19 protein-coding genes are annotated in these 20,957 nt (G+C 45.4%); 10 read left to right on the forward strand and 9 right to left on the reverse strand.

Annotated features, from left to right (window positions below; all coding sequences use genetic code 11):
• The first annotated feature begins 103 nt into the window (after positions 1 to 103).
• A complete protein-coding gene (gene ribD, locus GVN20_RS22870; protein ID WP_166560578.1) occupies positions 104 to 1,165 on the forward strand; it encodes a bifunctional diaminohydroxyphosphoribosylaminopyrimidine deaminase/5-amino-6-(5-phosphoribosylamino)uracil reductase RibD in 1,062 nt (353 codons plus the stop codon).
• An 87-nt stretch (positions 1,166 to 1,252) separates the two neighbouring features.
• Here ribD and GVN20_RS22875 read toward each other — a convergent pair whose 3' ends face one another.
• Positions 1,253 to 2,938 carry a CTP synthase gene (locus tag GVN20_RS22875; RefSeq protein WP_166560579.1) on the reverse strand — a complete coding sequence of 562 codons (1,686 nt, stop codon included), beginning with the start codon at positions 2,936 to 2,938 and terminating at the stop codon, positions 1,253 to 1,255.
• A gap of 207 nt (positions 2,939 to 3,145) precedes the next feature.
• Here GVN20_RS22875 and GVN20_RS22880 point away from each other — a divergent pair, with 207 nt between their 5' ends.
• The 4 genes from GVN20_RS22880 (at position 3,146) to GVN20_RS22895 (ending at position 8,585) form a co-directional block, all read left to right on the forward strand.
• A complete protein-coding gene (locus GVN20_RS22880) occupies positions 3,146 to 3,766 on the forward strand; it encodes a DUF4230 domain-containing protein (RefSeq protein ID WP_166560580.1) in 621 nt (206 codons plus the stop codon).
• A gap of 34 nt (positions 3,767 to 3,800) precedes the next feature.
• The gene (locus GVN20_RS22885) at positions 3,801 to 5,885 is read left to right on the forward strand and encodes a glycoside hydrolase family 97 protein (protein WP_166560581.1); all 2,085 of its coding nucleotides are present in this window, start codon (positions 3,801 to 3,803) and stop codon (positions 5,883 to 5,885) included.
• An 81-nt stretch (positions 5,886 to 5,966) separates the two neighbouring features.
• A complete protein-coding gene (gene bla / locus GVN20_RS22890; protein ID WP_229599162.1) occupies positions 5,967 to 6,818 on the forward strand; it encodes a class A beta-lactamase, subclass A2 in 852 nt (283 codons plus the stop codon).
• Positions 6,819 to 6,911: 93 nt separating this feature from the next.
• Positions 6,912 to 8,585: a D-alanine--D-alanine ligase gene (locus GVN20_RS22895; RefSeq protein WP_166560583.1), complete on the forward strand. Its 1,674-nt coding sequence runs from the start codon at positions 6,912 to 6,914 to the stop codon at positions 8,583 to 8,585.
• 88 nt (positions 8,586 to 8,673) lie between these two features.
• Here the strand turns inward: GVN20_RS22895 and ctlX are convergent, their stop codons facing one another.
• From ctlX to bshA, 5 genes are all read right to left on the reverse strand, one after another.
• The gene (gene ctlX, locus GVN20_RS22900; RefSeq protein WP_229599163.1) at positions 8,674 to 9,615 is read right to left on the reverse strand and encodes a citrulline utilization hydrolase CtlX; all 942 of its coding nucleotides are present in this window, start codon (positions 9,613 to 9,615) and stop codon (positions 8,674 to 8,676) included.
• 110 nt (positions 9,616 to 9,725) lie between these two features.
• A complete protein-coding gene (locus GVN20_RS22905; RefSeq protein ID WP_166560584.1) occupies positions 9,726 to 11,171 on the reverse strand; it encodes an arginine deiminase family protein in 1,446 nt (481 codons plus the stop codon).
• Between the two features lie 214 nt (positions 11,172 to 11,385).
• A complete protein-coding gene (locus GVN20_RS22910) occupies positions 11,386 to 12,306 on the reverse strand; it encodes a bifunctional UDP-sugar hydrolase/5'-nucleotidase (protein WP_166560585.1) in 921 nt (306 codons plus the stop codon).
• 9 nt (positions 12,307 to 12,315) lie between these two features.
• Complete coding sequence (locus GVN20_RS22915; protein ID WP_166560586.1) at positions 12,316 to 13,074, reverse strand: 5'-nucleotidase C-terminal domain-containing protein; 759 nt, start codon at positions 13,072 to 13,074, stop codon at positions 12,316 to 12,318.
• Between the two features lie 49 nt (positions 13,075 to 13,123).
• Entirely contained in the window at positions 13,124 to 14,284 is a 1,161-nt protein-coding gene (gene bshA, locus GVN20_RS22920; protein WP_114066811.1) for an N-acetyl-alpha-D-glucosaminyl L-malate synthase BshA, read from the reverse strand.
• 170 nt (positions 14,285 to 14,454) lie between these two features.
• On the opposite strand from bshA, the gene GVN20_RS22925 reads away from it, so the two are divergent.
• Both GVN20_RS22925 and GVN20_RS22930 read left to right on the forward strand, forming a co-directional pair.
• Positions 14,455 to 15,330, forward strand: a complete 876-nt coding sequence (locus tag GVN20_RS22925; protein ID WP_206023354.1) for a geranylgeranylglycerol-phosphate geranylgeranyltransferase — start codon at positions 14,455 to 14,457, stop codon at positions 15,328 to 15,330.
• Positions 15,331 to 15,367: 37 nt separating this feature from the next.
• Positions 15,368 to 16,069: a hypothetical protein gene (locus tag GVN20_RS22930; protein ID WP_166560587.1), complete on the forward strand. Its 702-nt coding sequence runs from the start codon at positions 15,368 to 15,370 to the stop codon at positions 16,067 to 16,069.
• Between the two features lie 94 nt (positions 16,070 to 16,163).
• On the opposite strand, the gene gldD is transcribed toward GVN20_RS22930, so the two are convergent.
• Both gldD and GVN20_RS22940 read right to left on the reverse strand, forming a co-directional pair.
• Positions 16,164 to 16,829: a gliding motility lipoprotein GldD gene (gldD, locus tag GVN20_RS22935; protein ID WP_166560588.1), complete on the reverse strand. Its 666-nt coding sequence runs from the start codon at positions 16,827 to 16,829 to the stop codon at positions 16,164 to 16,166.
• A complete protein-coding gene (locus GVN20_RS22940) occupies positions 16,819 to 17,577 on the reverse strand; it encodes a biotin--[acetyl-CoA-carboxylase] ligase (protein WP_166560589.1) in 759 nt (252 codons plus the stop codon). Before GVN20_RS22940 ends, gldD begins: the two co-directional genes overlap by 11 nt.
• A gap of 46 nt (positions 17,578 to 17,623) precedes the next feature.
• Between GVN20_RS22940 and rsfS the strand changes: the two genes are divergently transcribed.
• From rsfS to GVN20_RS22955, 3 genes are all read left to right on the forward strand, one after another.
• Entirely contained in the window at positions 17,624 to 18,007 is a 384-nt protein-coding gene (rsfS, locus tag GVN20_RS22945) for a ribosome silencing factor (RefSeq protein ID WP_114066815.1), read from the forward strand.
• A 198-nt stretch (positions 18,008 to 18,205) separates the two neighbouring features.
• Positions 18,206 to 20,212 (forward strand): ATP-dependent zinc metalloprotease FtsH, encoded by a 2,007-nt coding sequence (gene ftsH / locus GVN20_RS22950; protein ID WP_166560590.1) that lies wholly within the window; start codon positions 18,206 to 18,208, stop codon positions 20,210 to 20,212.
• A gap of 117 nt (positions 20,213 to 20,329) precedes the next feature.
• Positions 20,330 to 20,617, forward strand: coding sequence for a YciI family protein (locus tag GVN20_RS22955; RefSeq protein WP_166560591.1), 288 nt, complete (start codon positions 20,330 to 20,332; stop codon positions 20,615 to 20,617).
• Between the two features lie 65 nt (positions 20,618 to 20,682).
• Here GVN20_RS22955 and rpsU read toward each other — a convergent pair whose 3' ends face one another.
• The gene (gene rpsU, locus GVN20_RS22960) at positions 20,683 to 20,877 is read right to left on the reverse strand and encodes a 30S ribosomal protein S21 (RefSeq protein WP_114066818.1); all 195 of its coding nucleotides are present in this window, start codon (positions 20,875 to 20,877) and stop codon (positions 20,683 to 20,685) included.
• Positions 20,878 to 20,957: the final 80 nt, after the last annotated feature.

The following is a 20,957-nucleotide window of genomic DNA, read 5'->3' on the forward strand; positions in this document are numbered from 1 at the left end:
GGGAGACGCTTGCTCCTGTTGGGATGCAAAAGTAGAAAGTTCTGGTTTTTAATCCGGCTTTTTGTTTCGTTAATTTGTCTCTTTCAAAAACGAATGATGTCTGATGACCGATTCTTTATCAATGCTGGATAATGTATACATGCGCCGCGCGTTGGAGTTGGCGGCGCTTGGGCGCGGCAGCGTAAGTCCCAATCCGATGGTGGGCTGCGTGATAGTACACAATGACCGAATCATCGGTGAAGGTTGGCACCAACGCTACGGCGATTGGCACGCCGAGGTCAACGCTGTCAATGACGCACTAACACGACACGATGCTCTCCTGCTACCAGAATCTACGGTATATGTCACGCTCGAACCCTGTTCACATTTTGGGAAAACGCCCCCTTGCGCCGATTTATTGATTGAAAAGCAGGTAAAACGAGTTGTTGTTTGCAACGACGACCCCAATCCGCTCGTGGCTGGAAAAGGAATTCAGAAATTAAGAGACGCAGGAATTGACGTTACAACGGGCGTATTGACCGAAGAAGGCCGCAAACTCAATGCCCGCTTTTTTACATTCTTTGAAAAGAAACGTCCTTACGTCATTCTCAAGTGGGCCGAAACCGCCGATGGATTCATCGCCGACGAAGACAAACAACCGCTTACCATCAGTTGCCGACAATCGCGCACGTTGAGCCACCAATGGCGCACGCAAGAAGATGCCATTTTGGTAGGAACAAACACCGCCCTCAACGACAATCCTCAACTCAACACCCGGCTGTGGGCGGGGCACAATCCCGTCCGAATCGTGCTTGACCGCACCTTACGACTGCCGCGTGCGCTACATTTGTTTGATAATTCACAACAAACGATTTGTTACAACGCCTTCACCAACGAAGAAGCAGGCGCAACCACATTTGTGCAAATCAATTTTGATGATACGTTCCTCGATCATTTTTTTGAAGACCTCCACCACCGCAAAATTCAATCTGTACTGGTAGAAGGCGGTTCTCAATTACTGCAAGCATTTTTGAATGATGGACGTTTTGACGAAATCCGTATTGTAAAAAGCCCCAATCCCATCGGCAAAGGCACCTCGTCGCCACTCTTGCCGCCAGGCGTTAGGTTCATGACGCAAGAAAAAATTGGGGTGGACTGGCTGTCCTATCTTGAAAAAGAGGGATAAAATGACAATCCGCCGATTTTATCCAACTAAAAAAGCCAATGGTATCATCAGCTTTTTTAGTACTAAGATATTTTAAAACCAAAACGTCTATTGTTCGGCCACCAACTCGTTGGTTTCGGGTACGAGCAATTGAGCCACTTCGCGTTTTTGATTCGCATTGTTCAACGCCGCTTTTACAAAATGAACAAACAGAGGATGCGGAGCCATCACCGTACTTTTAAGCTCAGGGTGGTATTGCACCCCGATAAAATAAGGGTGTTTCGGCAATTCAATCACTTCCACCAAGTCATTCTCAGGATTGATCCCCGACAACACCATGCCCGCTTTTTCGAAGTCTTTCCGGAACTGGTTGTTGAACTCATAGCGGTGTCGGTGGCGCTCGCTGATGTTTGATTTTCCGTAAATTTTATGCGCCAACGTGAGCGGTTGCAATTTACAGGCGTATGCCCCCAAACGCATCGTTCCTCCTTTGTTGGTAATGCTTTTTTGCTCTTCCATCATCCCAATAACGGCATGGTCGGTTTCGCTGTCCATTTCGGTAGAATGCGCATCGGCCCAGCCCAACACATTGCGGGCGTATTCGATGACCGCCATTTGCATTCCCAAACAAATGCCGAAAAACGGAATATTATTTTCACGTACGTACTGCACCGCCGCGATTTTGCCCTCAATACCTCGCTCGCCAAAGCCCGGCGCCACGAGTACTCCGTCCAACGCCGCCATTTTTTCGGCTGCGTTATCTGGCGTAAGATGCTCAGAGTGAATCCATTCTATTTCCACTTTACATTCATTGACCGCTCCCGCATGAATGAATGACTCAGTGATGGATTTATAAGCATCATGTAATTCCACGTATTTCCCGACCAAACCGATGCGAATCGTGCTTTTGGGATTCTTGAGTCGATCAACAAATACCTGCCATGCATCCAAATCTACGTCTTTGTCGTCGTAGATGTCTAGCATGTAAAGTACACGTTGGTCGAGTCGCTCTTTTTTCATCAAAAGTGGAACATCGTAAATCGTGGAAGCATCCATGGCTTCAATCACCGATGCAGGTTGAACATTACAGAACAACGCGATTTTTTTACGCATTTCGACCGGAAGCGGATGCTCCGTACGGCACACCAGAATGTCGGGCTGAATACCTGACTCTTGCAACATCCTGACGGAGTGCTGCGTAGGTTTGGTCTTCAACTCGCCCGCTGAACTCAAATACGGAATCAACGTCAGGTGAATCACAAGAGCGTCGTTGACGCCCAATTCAAACTTCAGCTGACGTACCGCTTCCAGAAACGGAAGCGACTCAATATCGCCCACACATCCACCGATTTCGGTAATGACTACGTCGTACTCGCCTGTTTCGCCGAGCAAAAGCATTCGGTTTTTGATTTCGTCGGTAATGTGAGGTACTACTTGAACCGTTTTTCCCAAAAAGTCGCCGCGACGCTCCCGCATGATGACATCGTAATAGATGCGCCCAGTGGTGACGTTATTGGCCTGAGAAGTACGTACGTTCAGATAGCGTTCGTAGTGCCCTAAATCGAGGTCAGTTTCGGCACCATCGTCGGTTACGTAGCACTCACCGTGTTCGTACGGATTGAGTGTACCCGGATCAACATTGATGTACGGATCGAATTTTTGGATAGTGACCGACAATCCCCGTGATTGAAGGAGTTTTGCGAGGGAAGAGGCTATGATGCCCTTACCCAAAGATGACGTTACGCCGCCCGTAACGAAGATATATTTTGCGGTTTTTTGCCCGTTAGCAGCCATGATTAGCAGTGAGTTTTTGACTGGTTACGGGATACAAAGGTACTAAAATTTGGCACTGAGGCACTATCAGATTTTACAAAGCACCTCTATTTTCAAGGTAATGCACTGATAATCAATATTAAAAAAAAATTTAAAAAGTTGAAAATAGTTTGTCGGGCACAATTTGGTTCAACTTTCTTACTTTTACTTTTCAAATCCCCGTCCTCTATGAGTGCTGTTCTTCGTCTGTTGCTGCGTCTGTTTCTTTTTGCGATTTTTACCGTTGGAATCATTTCGGTTTGGGAAGGTATGAAGACTGGCAAATGGTTTTCACTCGGAGCGGCTGGAGAGACCGAAACGACCCATGCCATGGTGCTGGAAGAGGTGCAAGCGATGGGGAAACTGGAGCTGGTTCGGTACAATTTTAAGGACATTGTAGAGCACGAACAAAAACTCCAGTGGTTTCCCAATCCAAAAGCTATTTTGATTGTGCAAGGCGAAGCCATCGGCTGCATTGATTTAACCAAAATCACCACCTCCGACATCACGAGCGCATCTGACACCGTGGTGGTGCATTTGCCTGAGCCGGAGTTATGTAGCTATAAAATCGACCATACAAAATCAAAGGTCTACAACACCGAATATGCCTTTACAGAAGAGGCAAAACTGGTACAAGAAGCCTACCTACAAGCCGAAAAACAAATCCAAAAATCAGCGCTGGATTTGGGCATTTTGGAGCAAACAAAACAGAATGCCAACCTGATTCTGAAACCTGTATTAGAGAGAATATCGGGCAAAAAGGTGGTGCTGCGCTATCGCTTAAAAGCGACCATTCCCAGCCCAAGGTAAGGGCCTAAAATGAGCCAACAAAACCTATGATAAAATGAAGAATACGCTTACCCTTAAAGTTGTCCTCTGCGTGGTCGGGGGGCTTCTACTACCTTTTTTGCCGCAGGCGCAGCAATCAATTTCCATCACCTCTCCCAATCGCTTCGTTGCCCTAACCACCACCTTGGCCACAAATAGCACTATACAGTATCGCGTCAGCTACAAAAACAATACTTTTATCGAGCCATCTTCGTTGGGTTTTTCATTGAGCAGGCCCAAACTTACCCTTTCTCAATTCTCGATTGTATCGGTCGATTCCTCCACGACCGACGAAACTTGGCAGCCTGTGTGGGGAGAAGTAAGCCGCATTCGAAATCATTATAAAGCCCTAAGCCTACTCCTGAAGGATAAATCAGGAGTGTTGGTCAAGGTGCATTTTCGGGTGTTTAACGAGGGGGTAGGCTTTCGATACGAATTTCCCAAACAGGAAAATTTGACGCATTTTGTGGTTGCCGACGAGCTCACCCAGTTTAATTTGGCGGGAGACTACAAAGCGTTCTGGATTCCAGGAGATTATGACACCAACGAGTATCTTTATAACACCACTAAGCTCAGCGAAGTAAACGCCGTAGCGGCGGCGGCCAAAGAAACCGACATTGCCCTCAAGTCTGTTATCGGCCCCAATGCCGTACAAACACCGCTGATGCTCAAAACGCCTCAGGGGCTTTATATCAACCTCCACGAAGCGGCATTGGTCAACTATCCAGTGATGCATTTGATGTTGGACAAAAAAACGTTTACGCTTACATCGCACTTAGTACCCGACGCCGTTGGCAATAAAGCGTATCTCCAAACACCCTTTCAAACCCCTTGGCGCACCATCAACGTCAGCGACAAAGCGACCGACATTTTGGCATCAAAGCTCATTCTGAACCTGAACGAGCCATCCAAAATCACGGATGTTTCGTGGATAAAACCGCAAAAATTCATCGGGATGTGGTGGGAAATGCACGTAGGAAAAGCCACTTGGGAGAAAGCGGGCGGAAAACACGGGGCCAACACCGCCAACGTAAAAACGTACATTGATTTTGCGGCAAAACACGGTTTTGATGGCGTATTAGTAGAAGGCTGGAACGAAGGTTGGGAAGATTGGTTTGGCAACTGGAAAGAAAACGTGTTTGATTTTATTACCCCTTACCCTGACTACAATTTGGAAGAACTGACGGCCTACGCGCGGCAAAAGGGCGTCCGAATCATCATGCACCACGAAACCTCTGGTTCGGCCACCAACTACGAACGCTGGATGGACAAAGCCTACAAATACATGAACGACCACCAAATAAACACCGTCAAAACGGGTTATGTCGGCAAAATCATTCCTAGGGGCGAGCACCACGACGGTCAATGGATGGTCAATCATTACCAGCGTGTCGCCGAAAAAGCGGCGGAGTACAAAATCATGGTAGAAGCCCACGAACCCGCGCACCCCACGGGACTGCACCGCACCTATCCCAACTGGCTCGCCAACGAAGCCGCGCGCGGCAATGAGTTTAACAATGCCCCCAAACTCGGCCTCGTGCCCGAGCACGAAACCATATTGCCTTTTACTCGGTTGATGGGCGGGCCAATGGATTATACACCGGGCTTTTTTCATTTTCAATTGAACCAGTACGACGCCACCCGTACCACCCGCGTCAAAACAACCCTCGCTAAGCAATTGGCACTGTACGTTACAATGTACAGCCCTCTGCAAATGGCGGGCGATTTTCCCGAAAACTTCAACAAACATTTAGATGCTTTTCAATTCATCAAGGATGTACCCGTAGATTGGGATGATACCCAAATTTTAGAGGCCGAACCGGGTGATTATATCACGATTGCTCGCCGGGAAAAAGGCAAGCCTAACTGGTTCTTGGGGGCTATTTCCGATGAAAACCGCCGAACAACTGCGCTTCCCTTGAATTTTCTGGAAGAAGGCGCCACTTATCAAGCCACCATTTATCGAGATGGCGAGAATGCAGATTGGCAAACCAATCCTGCGGCGTATACAATAGAAAAAATGACCGTTACAAACAAAACAACACTGAATTTACGTTTAGCTAAAGGCGGCGGTTGTGCCGTCAGTTTTCGTAAAATTTAAGTTTTTATTCTTTTTTCAAGTCCAATATCCATGCAAAACACTACTTTAAAAGTCACACTCTTTACGCTTTTCATTGCCCTAATGTCTCATTCTTCAATAGGCCAAATCGACCCTTTGAGAAAAAAAATCCAGCAAATCGCCTCTAAGACCGATGGCACATTGGGCGTGGGGATTTTAGGGTTGGAAAATCGAGACACGCTCACGCTCAATAACCACGTTCATTTTGCGATGCAAAGTGTGTACAAGTTTCATCTAGGATTGGCCATTTTGAATCAGGTTGATAAAGGAAATCTCAAACTGAACCAGAAAATCCTCATTCAGAAAAAAGATTTACTGCCTGATACGTGGAGTCCATTACGCGAAAAATATCCCAATGGAAACATAGAAATTCCTCTCAGTGAACTGTTTCAATTTACGGTTGCCCAAAGCGACAACAACGGTTGTGACATTTTATTCAGAATTATGGGCGGACCCAGAGTGGTTGACAACTATATCAAGAGCATTGGCATGACGGATGTTTCTATCCGTACTACCGAAGAAGAAATGCACAAAACCGAAGGCGCACAGTTCACCAATTGGACTACTCCTTGGTCGGCGGTGCAATTATTGGAGAAGTTTTACCAAAAGAAAATTCTTTCGCCTACCAGTCACGCCTTTATGTGGAAAGTATTGACCGAAGCCAACACTGGAAGCGGAAAAATCAAAGGATTGCTACCCGAAGGAACCCTCGTGGCGCACAAATCGGGCCTTTCGGGAGCAAACAAGGAAGGCATTACGGCGGCCACCAACGACATCGGCATCGTGACCTTGCCCAACGGTAAGCATTTTATCATCTCCATTTTCTACGGCAACACCAAATTGAGCGACAAAGAAAGCGACAAAGTCATTGCCGAAGTAACCAAAGCGGCTTGGGATTATTTTTCGGCCAAATGAACTGGATATTTGTCGTTTCAAATTCCGAAAAGCGTCGCTACCTTTGCCCATTGTCTCATTTTCCATTCACTACTACTCTAATTAGTTTACATCGTGCGTATCGGAATCTTTTTTGGCGGCCCCGCGCGTGAGCGCGAAATTTCTTATGCAGGCGGTAAAACGGCCTATGAAAACATAGACAAGGCGTTGTTTACGCCCGTATTGGTATTTGTAGACAGCCTCGGCAATTTTATCCTGACCGATGAGTCAACCCTTTACCATGCTGGCATCCGCGCTTTTTATCCAGGACCCGCATTCAGGGAAGGTGGTTTTGAAGTATACATTGAGTCGTTACAACAACAACTTTCGCAGGCCGAATTGGAAGCACTGATGCACGGCATCGGCACGCCGATTCAACCGCAAGATTTCAAAAAATATTTCGATTTTGCTTTCATCATACTCCACGGTCCCGACTGCGAAGACGGTGCCATTCAGGGCCTAATGGAGTGGCACAAAATGCCTTATATGGGTCCAGGTCTGCTCGGCTCGGCGGTAAGTATTGATAAAATCTTGCAAAATGAGCAAATCGCCCGTGCCAATGGTCAGCAGAAAAAAATGAAAGTAGTCCGCTGGGAAGAATGGAACGGTGGCGATGTAAACACCATTTTTGAGGCTGCCAAAGCCGCCGTAGGATTGCCTATCGTGGTAAAAGCTCCACACCAAGGCTCTTCGATTGGGGTAGCGATTGTGAAAGAAGACAGCGCTTCGGCCTTTGCTGCCGCAATGAATCAATGTTTTTTCTCGTTGGAAATAAAGTCCGACGATTGGAAAAGTTGGTCAGAAGCCGAAAAACACGCTTTTGTGCAGCGCATCGGCAACCTCGACGAAAGCATCGGTTATCCAGTGGTGATTCAAGAAACAGGCGAAACCATTTACCACCCCATCGACTTAATTGAAAAACTGGATTCGTCCCTCTTTTCTTCCCGCGTATCGCTGCTCTCTGTTAATGCCGAAGACCAAGTATTGCTGGAAGAATTTATGACGGGTCAGGAGTTTTCGTGCGGCGTCATTCAGGACGACGACGGCACCGTCATTGCCTTGCCTCCTACCGAAATTGCCAAAATGGACGAAAATCAGACGTTTGATTTCAAGACCAAATACAAACTTAACGTTACCCGTAAGTTTATTCCAGTGAGAACGGTACTTGAAAACAACCAAAAGATTCAGTACAACATTGCATTGGTATTTGAAAAATTGGGTATGAACGCCGTAGCTCGCATTGATGGCTTCCTCACTCCCGACGGGCGTATCTTGCTCCACGACCCTAATACACTGCCCGGCATGTCGCCTACTTCATTGATTTTCAAACAAATGGCCGAAATCGGATTGGACGTTACGCACGCCATCACGTACCTGATTCGGCAATCATTGCGCGAGCGTATTCGTACAGGCAAAGACACGGTACATTTACGGCAATTGCTGGCGGCTTTAGATGCCAAAATTGAACAAAAACTTTCGGAGCTTACTTTTCAATCGGTTGAATTTGAGGCTACTACGGAGGCTTATATGGAAGTTCGTCGTACTTTCAGCCAACTTTCGGCCTCTGGTAAAGTAAAACCCACAGCAGTGTTGAAAATCAGCGATGAAGAAAAATACGAATTGCCAGTAAGTCTACTTTTTAAAGATACAATTGAAGATGTGTTGGAAATGGTTTCGCAACCTCTGCATCCGCTCATCGAAGAAACCCGCGAAAAGGCGAAGAATATTACCCGTCGTTTTGTGGGATAAAAAAACGATACTTGCCAAGTCTGGGCGACCCCGTCTAGGCGACCCCGTCTCGGCGACCCCGTCCAAAAACTTGGCAAGTATGAAAAATTTATTTTTCAGGCAAGTGTACTTCGGCCATCATGCAACGGGCTGAGCCGCCGCCGTTTCCTTCAATGACCGACAAATCGAAGTGCAAAAGCACGGCATAATCGTCGATTTCGTCGCGTTGCTTAGCAGAAAGAGATTCAAATGCCTGCGTCGACATCACCAACAGTTTTTCTCCGCGTTTATTATTTACCAACAGCATATTACCCGCAAAACTATTCATCTGTTCCAAGGTAATTTCAATCACTTGTTTGCCCGTTTTTTCGAGTTCTTCACGAACCATAAGCCGCTCGTCGGGGTCTTGAATCGACTGCAAACACACCACCGCAAACGAATCGCCGACGCACATCACCACGTTGGTGTGGTATACAGGCTTTCCACCCGCATCTACTGCGTTGAACTTCACAATTTTGTAGCCCGTTTCGCGGGCAAAGGCATCCAGTACTTCCTCGTGCGTGCGGGGCGAGAGGCAGGCATATGCAATTTTATAACGACGGTCTAGCACCATACTCCCCGTACCTTCGAGGTATTTTCCCTGCTGCTCAAATGACGACAAATCAATGATTTCTTCAACGTGAAAACGCTTCCTGAGGTCTTCGACGATATCCATCCGTCGCTCCAAACGACGGTTAGGGGCTTGCATCGGATACAGTACTACCTTACCGCTTTGGTGAAAAGAAATCCAGTTGTTAGGAAAAATCGAATCGGGTGTAAAAGGCTCAGGCGTATCTTCATAGACGGTTACCTCTACACCCGCTGCCGTAAGCTGTGACACCATGTGTTCAAACTCTTCCAAGGCTTCCTGTTGGGCAGCTTCTTTGGTCTTAGCGGCCATCTCAACGCTCTGAAATGCGTTACTTTCGGCGGTTTGTTCATTAAAAGCGAATCGCACCGGTCGAATCATCAAAATGTGCGATGTGGCTTGGGGTTGCATTTTGTGCGACATATCAACTTCTTTTTCTGATTTTAGGAAACTAATCTTAACAATTTACCACCATAATCGGCGCTTATTAGCTTCAATTTATCCTAAAGTTAGGGATAAAATGAATAAAATTCTTAGAAATCATCCCGTAAAATCGGTAAACTCATGCAATGTGAGCCTCCGCGCGCCCGCGAAAGCTCTGCCGAAGGCAACATGATAAACGTATCGGTGAGGGTATCAGGCGAGGAAATTCCCGCTTCAAATTCATCCAATAAATCTTTGGCCCGAACGGTCCTGAACCCTGCCGTTCGGAAGGCCTCCAGTGTTTTATCGTTACGGTCGTAGCCAATCACGACGCCGTCTTTTAGCGCCAATAAATTGCAAGAATCGGTCCATTGTTCACGGGCTCCAAAAGGAAATTCGTTGTTTCCTGAATAGATAAATTGCACCGGCTCTGCACATCCCAAGTCATTTTTGCTGATGTCGGTCAACAAATCTTCCAAATTTTCGATTTCGGTGGGTTTGTTTTCCCAACCTTTATTAAACTGCATAATTTGCAGGCGGTCAGGGTCTTCTTTGGGGGCAAAAAAATGGAGCACATCCCGTTTTTTTGCTTCGTCACCTTGCCGCGCAATCGCTCCTAGCAGCACCCACATATTGCGTTTTACCTGCGTAAATACCGTATCAATGTGCATATAATCCCTCTTTTTGGGAATTTTAACGATAGTAATGGTATCTACTACATTTCGTTCAAACAGCGCTTTCATTACCTGCTGGGCCGCATAAAGCGTGGTACGCTCGCTACAACCAATCAATAAATGCCTAGGGGCTACCATCATCACATCACCACCTTCGAGGGTTGACCGTAGATAATCACTTTTAAGCTCATCGTCGGTCAACAAAAAATGGTGCTCGTTGTCGGGGATTTCGATGATATTGTCACGATACACCTCAAACATCGAATGGTAGAAAAAGATGTACTGCGTCAGAAGCGACTCCCGGGTGCGGGCCGTTTTGGCTGGTTTGTTCAACAAAACATAATCGTTAATGACGATTCCGATATCACGCGTAAAAATGAAATTGGGAACGGGCGCAAAAATCATGGACTTATCGGGCAATGACCCTGAAATCAGGATTTTAGCCAATTCCGACGCGTCGTATTCTTTGAGTTTGTGTTGTATTTTGAACGAACAACGCTCCACCGCGCAAATAGACGCAATCAATTTGGTTTTGATGGTTTCGTTTTCCAGAATTTCGGTCAAAAGTTTCTGAATATCGACCACCTTATCAGAATTAAAATATTGAGGATTTCCCGGTTTATAAAACGACCGCGAGGCATCAGCGTCTATTTCTTTCAACTTCCCTTTTACTTTTTCAGGGTCAAGGAAATACAGCAGAATCTTGACGTAATAATCGTACTCCTCACGCCGCATCGTATCGAGGTGTACAATATCTTCAAAAAGCCAATCTTGGGCTTTGGAAGGAACCACTTTTCCTAACCCACGGTCAGGACTGTGAATGAGGAGTTTGCGCAGCGTGCCAACTTCAGAAGAGACCTTAAGTTGATGAGTTGAATTCATGAGAATAAGTTAGTAGTGATTCGTTTTGGTAAAATTATTGGGGATAAAATCAATCCCAAAAAATTCTGAGACGAACCTAAAAAGTTGTTTTTTCGCAAAATACAATTTTGACGTAAAACAAATATCTATCAAATCAAAATAGCTTAAAATAGCTATTCTGGAGTGTATATTAAATTAAAAATGGGTTTTTTGAGGGCAATTTAACAATCACAGTTTATTGGATTGATACACTATGACTGGTAAAAAAGACTTGCTTTGACACACGGTCGAAGGTAAAATCAAGCCGTCCCAAACTCGCCCCCCCCCAGCCTGCCTGATTCACCAGCACGGGCTTGCCAGCCAGATTTTTCAAGGCAGTAGGTTCATTCAAAAACGTGTGTGTATGCCCACCAATGATTAAATCAATGTCTTTTGTTTGCGGTGCCATCACCAAATCCGACATCTCGCCGTCACTCATTTTATAGCCCAAATGCGAAAGACACACCACCAAACTACATTTTTTCTCTTGGCGCAAGAAAGTAGCGGTTTCGTTGGCCGTTTTGATAGGGTCGAGGTATTTGGTGCCGCCAAACAGTTTTTCTGGAATGAGCCCTTTGGGGTCAATTCCCAAGCCAAAAACGCCGATTTTAATGCCCTTTACCGTAAAGATTTTGTAGGGTTGCGCCAAGCCTTCCATGACCGTTCCTTTAAAATCGTAGTTGGCCACCAAAACGGGAAACTTAGCGTATTCTTTGATTTGCTTTACGTACAACTCCAGACCGCCGTCAAAATCATGGTTTCCCATCGTAACAGCGTCGTAGCCCATTTGACTCATCAGTTCAATCTCGGGACGGCCTTTGTAGAAATTGAAATAAGGCGTTCCTTGAAAAATATCTCCCGCGTCAAAAAGCAACACATTGGCTTCTTCTGACCTGATTTTGCTTAAAATACGCGCCCTATTGACCACCCCTCCTCGTCCGGCCAAGCGGTCTGTTTTAGGAAACGGCTCCAAACGGCTGTGCTGGTCGTTGGTGTGCAAAATGGTAATTTTTAGCGACTCCGCGTTGGTGCTCGCCCAGGTTTCAAAAGGCCATTGTCCCAATGCTACCGCACCACCGATACCTGCTATATTTCTAAGGAATAATCTTCTTTCCATTTCTTGATATTATTTTACGGTGGTCCGTCCGTCTTTTGTTGGGTTAAGCTCTTGATTTTGTTGCCCTTTCCGTCGCAAATAATCAGCAATTGCATCCCGCATCAGGTAACGAAGAATCTGAAAACTCTGATTGTTTTTAACGATAGCCGCCATATCGCTGCTCACAGCCATGTAGTCGCTCGTGATGAGCGTGTAGGTTTGTTTTAAATCCAGCGGTTTACCGCCGATTGTAGCCTCCAGTGGTTTATTGGTCGCTTTGTCGATGACCAATTTCACACCCGATTGGGGTTCTTTGCGTTGCGCCAAATACTCAATTACTTTCTGCATGGTTTCGCCCGTGAGCGTAATGGCCACTAATTCGTTGTCAAAAGGCATGACTTCGTACACATTGCCGAGGGTAATATTTCCCGCGGGAAAATCAGTTCTGATTCCTCCGTTGTTGGTAATGGCGACGTCTACGGGTTTACCTAAGCGTTCCTGCCCCATTTCGCGCAAAATATCCGCCATTAAATTTCCTAATTCTGATTCTGGGACTCCTTTGGAAAGCCGACGCGGCGATTTTACCAATACCGTATTCATGTTTGTTTCCAAACTATCGCGGTAAGGCTGTAAATATGCAGCAATCTGTTGCGAAAGCGCTCCCGAGGGGGCTGAAGCGGTATCACTGACGGCGATGAGGGGCAGCTGGACAGGCTTGGCAATAAAATAACGCGTACAGGCCGTCAACGAAGCTGCAAACAGCGCAATCAGCAGGATATTTTTTTTCATTTTTTGGTTAGGTCAAGAATGTTGATGGCCGAAAGTTAAGAAATTCTTCTTAGCCCACGACCTTTAACTCTTTTTCCAAGGCCTCCCGGCTTTCGGCCACGATACGTTCGTAATAGGCTTCGTATTGCGGCAAGATATTGGCCAAATCAAATTCTTTGGCCCTTGCCAGCGCATTTTCTTTGAAACGTGGAAGATTTTCTTCCTGTAAAATGTAAGCGGCGTTTTTGACCATGTCTTCGATGTCGCCCACATTGCTCATAAACCCAGTCACACCCTGAATATTAAGTTCGGGCAAGCCACCTGCATTTGACGTAATCAGTGGCACTTCACAAGCCATGGCTTCGAGCGCGGCCAAACCAAAACTTTCGGTTTCGGAAGGCATCACAAACAAATCAGCCACCGACAACACCTCTTCGATGGCGTCTAGGTTGCCCAGAAAACGAACATCGTGCATCAATTTCATCTCTTTACACATGTATTCGATTCGGCTGCGCTCGGGGCCATCGCCGACGAGCAACAACTTGGAAGGAACAATATGACGCAGTTTGTCAAACATCAACACAATGTCTTCGATGCGTTTTACCTTACGGAAGTTAGAAGTGTGAACGAGCAATTTTTCGTTATTAGGACAAATTGCTAGCTTGAAGTGGTCTTTTTTCTGCTTTTTAAACCGATCTAAATCAATAAAATTGGGAATAACTTCAATTTCTTTGGTAATCGGGAAAGACTCGTTGGTGGCGTTTTTGAGAAATTCCGACACCGCCGTTACACCGTCGGAAGCATTGATACTGAACGTAATTACCGGCCCAAAAGCCGCATCGCGACCCACCAACGTAATGTCGGTTCCGTGCAGGGTTGTGATAAACGGAATATGAATTCCTTGTGATTTCAATATTTGTTTTGCTAAATACGCCGACGAAGCGTGCGGAATGGCGTAATGCACGTGCAACACATCCAGTTTTTCATCGTTTACTACATTAACCATGGCGCTCGAAAGCGCAGATTCATAAGGGGCGTATTGAAAAAGCGGATAGTTGGGGATATGAACTTCGTGGTAAAAGATATTTTCGCCAAAAAAATCGAGGCGGGTAGGTTGCGAATATGTGATAAAGTGGATTTCATGGCCAACCGCAGCCAGGGCTTTGCCTAACTCGGTGGCTACTACACCACTACCCCCAAAGGTGGGATAACAAACTATTCCTATTTTCATTCGTAAACGGAGCGTTAGATGGACTGATTTATAATTACAACAAAAAAAATCCAACTTTTTCTCCTTAGTGCATGTAAAGATTTTGTGAACTCGCGAAACGCTTCATTTTTTTTTGGTGTTTCGTACAGAGTTGAAACCCAAATCCATCATCCTCCATACTCCATTTCTCATTGAAAAAACGACTAACCATAAAAGACGTAGTGCTTGGTTTTCTGCGGCTTATCCGCTGGCCAAATCTCTTGATTATCGCAGTAACTCAGTACATGGCGCGGATTTTTCTGGTTGGCCCAACCCAAGATTGGCGGTCGATTCTGGGCGAGTCTGCTATTTTTTTTATTAGCCTTTCTACCGTACTTATTGCAGCAGCAGGTTATATCATAAACGACTATTTTGACATAAAAATAGACCTTATCAATAAACCCGACCGGGTGATTATCGGCCGCTACCTCAAGCGTCGCGTGGCCATGGGTGCCCATCAGGTACTGAGTTTTGTGGGCTGTTTATTGGGGTTATGGGCGGGCAAATGGATTTTTTTAATCAGTGTTTTATCCGTAACACTGCTTTGGTTTTACGCCTCGTATTTTAAGAAACGCCCTTTTATCGGTAATCTTATCGTTTCTTTGTTGACCGCCCTTTCACTTTTAATTCTGGCCGTTTACTATCCTCAAAATCGCAATTTGGTCCTTCTTTACGCCCTTTTTGCTTTCGGAATTACGATGATTCGCGAAATCATCAAAGACATGGAAGATGTCAGGGGCGATGTATCGCACGGCTGCCGCACGTTGCCCATTATTTGGGGAATTCCGCGCACCAAACTTTTCCTTTACGTTCTCATTGGTTTGTTTATTCCTAGTCTTTTTGCGGCAGCGCATTGGCTCAACAATCCGCGTCTGGGTTGGATGTTTGTGGGCTTGGCATTGTTAATCAGTTGGTTGGTATATCGCTTGGTTTATGCCGATACCAAACGGGAGTTCGGAGCGTTGAGCAGTTTATGTAAAATCATTACGTTGGTCGGGATGGTTAGTATGATATGGATAGTTTTTTAAATTTGGGTTATTATTCATCTTTTCCCCCAATTCTCCAATGAAAAAATACGCATTGTTCAGTCTCATCTTAATCGCATCGGTAATCAGTACACGCATTAAGGCGCAAACGTGCATGGGCGTAAACATGAAAGCAGGAATGGGCTACGAAATGGTTACCTACAACGCCAAAGACAAACCCACTGGAAGAATAGTGTATACCGTCAAAAATGTAAGCACCGAAAACGGCACCACGCTTATGTCTATGGAAATGCAAAACTTCGATGCCAAAGACAAACTTCAAGCGACCAACAATTATAAATGTGCTTGCAAAGGCAATGAATTGATGGTTGATATGACGGCAATGATGGCGGGCCAAGAAAACCCCATGCTAAAAGATGCCAAAATGACCTTTACTTCTACCGACCTTACCTACACCGACAATTACACCGTCGGTGCAGCGCTGAAAGATGCCGAACTGAAAGGACAAGGCGAAATGGGCGGAGGAATGATGCTTAACTACTCGATGTCTATGAAGAATCGGAAAGTAGTAGCTCAGGAAAATATTACTGTCCCGGCGGGTACATTCAACGCCTATAAGGTAACTTCCGACATGACCGTAAGTACCAAAACCATCATGAATATATCTTTTGATTTTCAAGTGGTCAGTTTCCGCGCCCCCAATGTGTTGTGGGATATACGCTCCGAAACATATCGCAAAGACAAACTCATGGGTTATAGCATACTGACCAAAGTATTTTAGTAATCTGATGAGGGTGTTTTATTGAATACAATTTATCAAAAAAATTATCAGTTCTACCAGTTCTACTCCACTTCGGGTTGCCCAACGGCAACCCTTATTTTTTCCATTTCAGGGTATTGAGCAGGTGCATGACATCTTTTCTGAGAAAATCAATGGCGGGCTTTAGAGAATCTTGTTTGTCGGCAACGGTAAAATATAGCGCCCCCCGCAAGTAATGCTTGGAAGAATCAGTCGTAAAAAACTGGGTATAACTCGGCACATCTCCCGCCAAATCAAGCACCACTGCCGTTTGACCCGATTTTGTTTTGATTACCTGTTCTCTAATTCCGGTGGCCCTCACCTGATGTTTTCCAGCTAGTCGATAAGCATCATTGATAAATCCTGACAAGCGCTGCGGGTTGTTTTGTACCGGCTTGTACGTCAACTGAATACTGGCATTCAAAGAAGGATACGCCACAAAAATCCAGTGCGGCTCCGCCATGCGGAAGGTATCGGGCAAAATCACCGCACTTTTGGAGTATTCAAACGTGTAAGGATGGTCTTCCTTCAGGGTTTGGTAGGTTTGGGAGGGCAAATCCATGCGCGGGTAGCCTTTAGGCTTAGGAACATAATCCGGCGTGGAAGAATTACAGGAACTAAGCAAAAAATATAGCGGCAAAAGACAAAGAGTCAAAGACCCAATGAGGCCTGCTCCCCGGTTCCTATTTTCCGTTTTCGGTTTTTTGTTTTCTACGGCAAACCGCATTTGATTAAAATACATAACTGATTTCCTTAAAATCAAAATATTCGAGTTTATTATTGATTTGAACCGCCAAATGCCCCGTTTCGGCTACTCCCACAATCACCCCTTCTATCTCTTTACCGGCCCGTTGAAATAAGTGCGACTCCTGATAACGAAAAAGATGCTGCAAATAACGCGTTTTCAGGAGGTCATACTTTCGATTACGCAATAAAAGATAGTTTTTTTCAATCGAAGCCAACAATTCAGGGAGAAGCGCTTCCAACGACAACTCCCTCCCGAGCATCAACAGCAGCGAAGTAGCACGGCCTTCTTCAAAATCAAGCTGATTGATATTCAGGCCGATTCCTACGACTGAACTTTCCAGGCGATTTCCCTGTAATGTATTTTCAATTAAGATTCCGCCTAGTTTTTGATTGTTTACGTAGATGTCGTTGGGCCATTTTATTTTTAGGAGAGGCCCCAAGTAAGGAAGTAAAAAATCAAAAACTCCCAGCGACACCGCAATGTTTAACCGAAACTGTTCATTTGCCATCAAAAAATGGGGGCGTAAAATCACCGATAGCGTAAAATTTTCGCCTGGCTTAGCGACCCACTGATTGCCGCGTTGGCCGCGCCCTGCCGTCTGGTAATCGGTTATGACAACCGTCCCTTCCAAGCCTTGGCCTTGGCGCAACAAATCAGCCGCTTCGTCGTTAGTCGACTGACAAGATGGCAGATAAAGTATTTTTTTTCCAATAAACAGGGTTTTGGGCTTACTTTTGTACAAAATTTTTTAATTTTAGAATTGAATTGATGCAATTTAAAACTTACGCATGAAACAACGCAAATCAAACATTATATCTTCAGAAGAACTGTGCCAGCTGGTTGTGAAGGGAATGCAGGAAAAGAAAGCAGTAGACATCGTAGTGATGGACCTGCGCGAAATAAAAAACTCCATTACAGACTTCTTTGTTATTTGTACCGGTAACTCCGATACCCAAGTAGACGCAATCGCCGATTCTGTCGAAGATGAAGTACAAAAAATCACGAATTCATTGCCTTGGCAGCGTGAAGGGCGTGAAGCCAAAGAATGGATATTGATTGATTATGTGGATGTTGTGGTCCATGTTTTCAAGAAAGAACGTCGTGAATTCTACGGATTGGAACAACTCTGGGGTGATGCCAAAGTTACCCACGTCGAGGAGGAATTCGCCTGATTGAACATTAGAGATAAAAATAGTGTTTTCTCATTGTACGTGAAAAACTCAGCTCTTACACGTATAATCAACCATACCTGTATACAATAATCCATTTGTTAATTGTTTTTCGTCCCCGCAGCAACAACCCTTTTTCATTGGTTTTTGACCGGCTCAACGATTAATTATTAACCATTAACCGTTAACGTTTCAATTATTATGTCCGAAAACAATGGAAATCCGCTTAACTCCAATAACCGCAATCCGCGCCGTTCCGGGTACCAGGGGTGGATTATTGCGGCATTGGTGTTAGCAATTTTGGGGATTACCTTCTTCAGTAAAAATACTGCGGTAAGGCCGATTACCCAAAAGAAATTTGAAAAGATGGTTCAAGCACACGAGGTGCAAAATATCGTCATTGTCAATAACGAATTTGTAGAAGTAACGCTTACACCCAAAGCGATGGAAGATCCCAAATACCGCGCTTTGTTTGCCGATAAGCCTTATTTTGGCAACGGAGGTCCCCAATTTCAATTTGAAGTTACCTCGGCCGATAAATTTTTGGATGACTTCCAAAAACTAAAACCTGATAGCGATTCAATTGACTACGATTTTGATCGCCGCAGCGACTGGACAGGCTTCCTCAGCACTTGGGGCTTCCTGATTATCATGATTTTGGCCATGTATTTTTTGCTTGGCCGCATGACAGGCGGTGGCGGTCCGGGTGGTCAGATATTCAACATTGGTCGGTCACGTGCCACTCTTTTTGATGCCGAAAACAAAGTTAAAATAACCTTTAATGATGTTGCTGGTCTGGAAGAAGCCAAAGAGGAAATCAAAGAGATTGTTGATTACCTAAAAAGCCCGGGCAAATTCACCAAACTTGGGGCCAAAATCCCGAAAGGTGCTTTATTGGTAGGCCCTCCCGGTACGGGTAAAACCCTCATTGCAAAAGCGGTAGCGGGTGAAGCGGGCGTCCCGTTCTTCTCCCTTTCAGGTTCTGATTTTGTGGAAATGTTTGTCGGTGTGGGTGCCGCTCGTGTGCGCGATTTATTCAAACAAGCCAAAGAAAAAGCGCCCTGTATCATCTTTATTGATGAGATTGACGCCGTGGGCCGTTCACGTGGACGGGGTGCGATGCCCGGGGCTAACGATGAGCGCGAAAATACGTTGAACTCCCTGTTGGTGGAAATGGACGGTTTTGCGACCGACTCAGGCATCATCATCATGGCGGCCACCAACCGTCCAGATGTACTTGACCCAGCGTTGTTGCGTCCGGGTCGTTTTGACCGCCAGATTTCGGTTGATAAACCCGACATCGTGGGTCGTGAGGCTATTTTTAAAGTTCACTTGAAGCCTATAAAGCTTTCGCCAGATGTAGACCCTAAAAAATTGGCCGCTCAAACGCCCGGTTTTGCAGGAGCTGAAATCGCCAACGTGTGTAACGAAGCCGCCCTAATCGCAGCCCGTCGTGACCGTGAAGAAGTGACCATGCAGGACTTTCAGGACGCAATGGACCGAGTAATTGGTGGTTTGGAGAAAAAGAACAAACTTATCTCGCCCGACGAAAAGAAAATCGTAGCCTACCACGAAGCAGGACATGCAGTAGCAGGATGGTTCTTGGAGCACGCTGACCCATTGGTTAAAGTAACGATTGTACCCCGTGGTGTAGCGGCTTTAGGATATGCGCAATACTTACCGCGTGAGCAGTATCTGTACCGTACCGAACAACTCATGGACGAAATGTGTATGACGTTGGGAGGCCGCGCGGCCGAAGATGTCGTGTTTGGCAAAGTGTCTACAGGCGCCCTCAGCGACTTGGAACGCGTAACCAAATTGGCGCACAGTATGGTAACCGTATACGGTCTGAACGACAAAATCGGTAACATGTCTTACTACGATTCCAAGCAGTCTGAGTACTCTTTCAATAAGCCTTATTCAGAAGAAACCGCTCGCATGATTGACGAAGAAATGCGAAAAATCATTGCGCAGGCATACGACCGCTGCCATGCCTTGCTCTCTGAGCACCGCGAAGCGCTGGAAGTAATTGCCAAAGAATTGTTGGAAAAAGAAATCCTGTTTCAGAGTGACTTGGAGCGTTTGATTGGCAAGCGTCCTTTCGAAAGAGAAACGGTATATCAAGCCTACATGAACACTGAGAACAGCAACGATCAGGTCAAAGAAGAGAAAGAGGAAGAAGCGACCAGCGAAACCGAAGCAAAATAAGCATTTCAGTCTCATACCGTAAAGGGTTAGAAATAAATGGGTTTTCCCTGATTTCTAACCCTTTTTCAATTCTATTCTGACCACAAATAAACCTTCACATATAACCCCTTTTAATGTATGCTTTACGTAATTCATGCCTACGATTTTACCGATGAACAAGCCCTCGAACGCCGCATGGCCGTCAGGCCCAATCACTTTGATGGCGCAAAACAGTTGAAATCTACTGGAAATTTTGTCCTAGGCGGAGCCTTATTAGACCCTCATGGAAAGATGATTGGGTCAATGATGGTGGTTGACTTTGAAGATGAAACAGGGCTCAACCAGTGGCTTCAAAACGACCCCTACGTAACTGGCAAAGTATGGGAGAAAATAGATGTAAAGCCCTTCAGAAAAGCCGATATATAGAAGCCGAAAAAGGCACTGCGACGAATCGCAGTGCCTTGATATATATGAAATGACTTTATAATCGCTTATAGTTCATCGCCCTCGCGCATTTTCTGCACGTAAGAGGCATGAATCACTTGCTGACGACGTTTCACTGATTTCTTTTCGAAAGCAGAGCGTGAACGCAATTCTTTCAAAACTCCGGTCTTTTCAAATTTCTTTTTGAAACGTTTGAGTGCCTTGTCAATTGATTCGTTTTCTTTGATTTGTACGACGAGCATATGTGTTTATGTTTATATCTATTTTGAAACGGATTGCAAAAATAAAAGTCTCCTTCTAAAAAATCAACTTTATTTGTGTT

It is taken from the genome of Runella sp. CRIBMP (assembly GCF_009905605.1).
Classification (GTDB): domain Bacteria; phylum Bacteroidota; class Bacteroidia; order Cytophagales; family Spirosomataceae; genus Runella.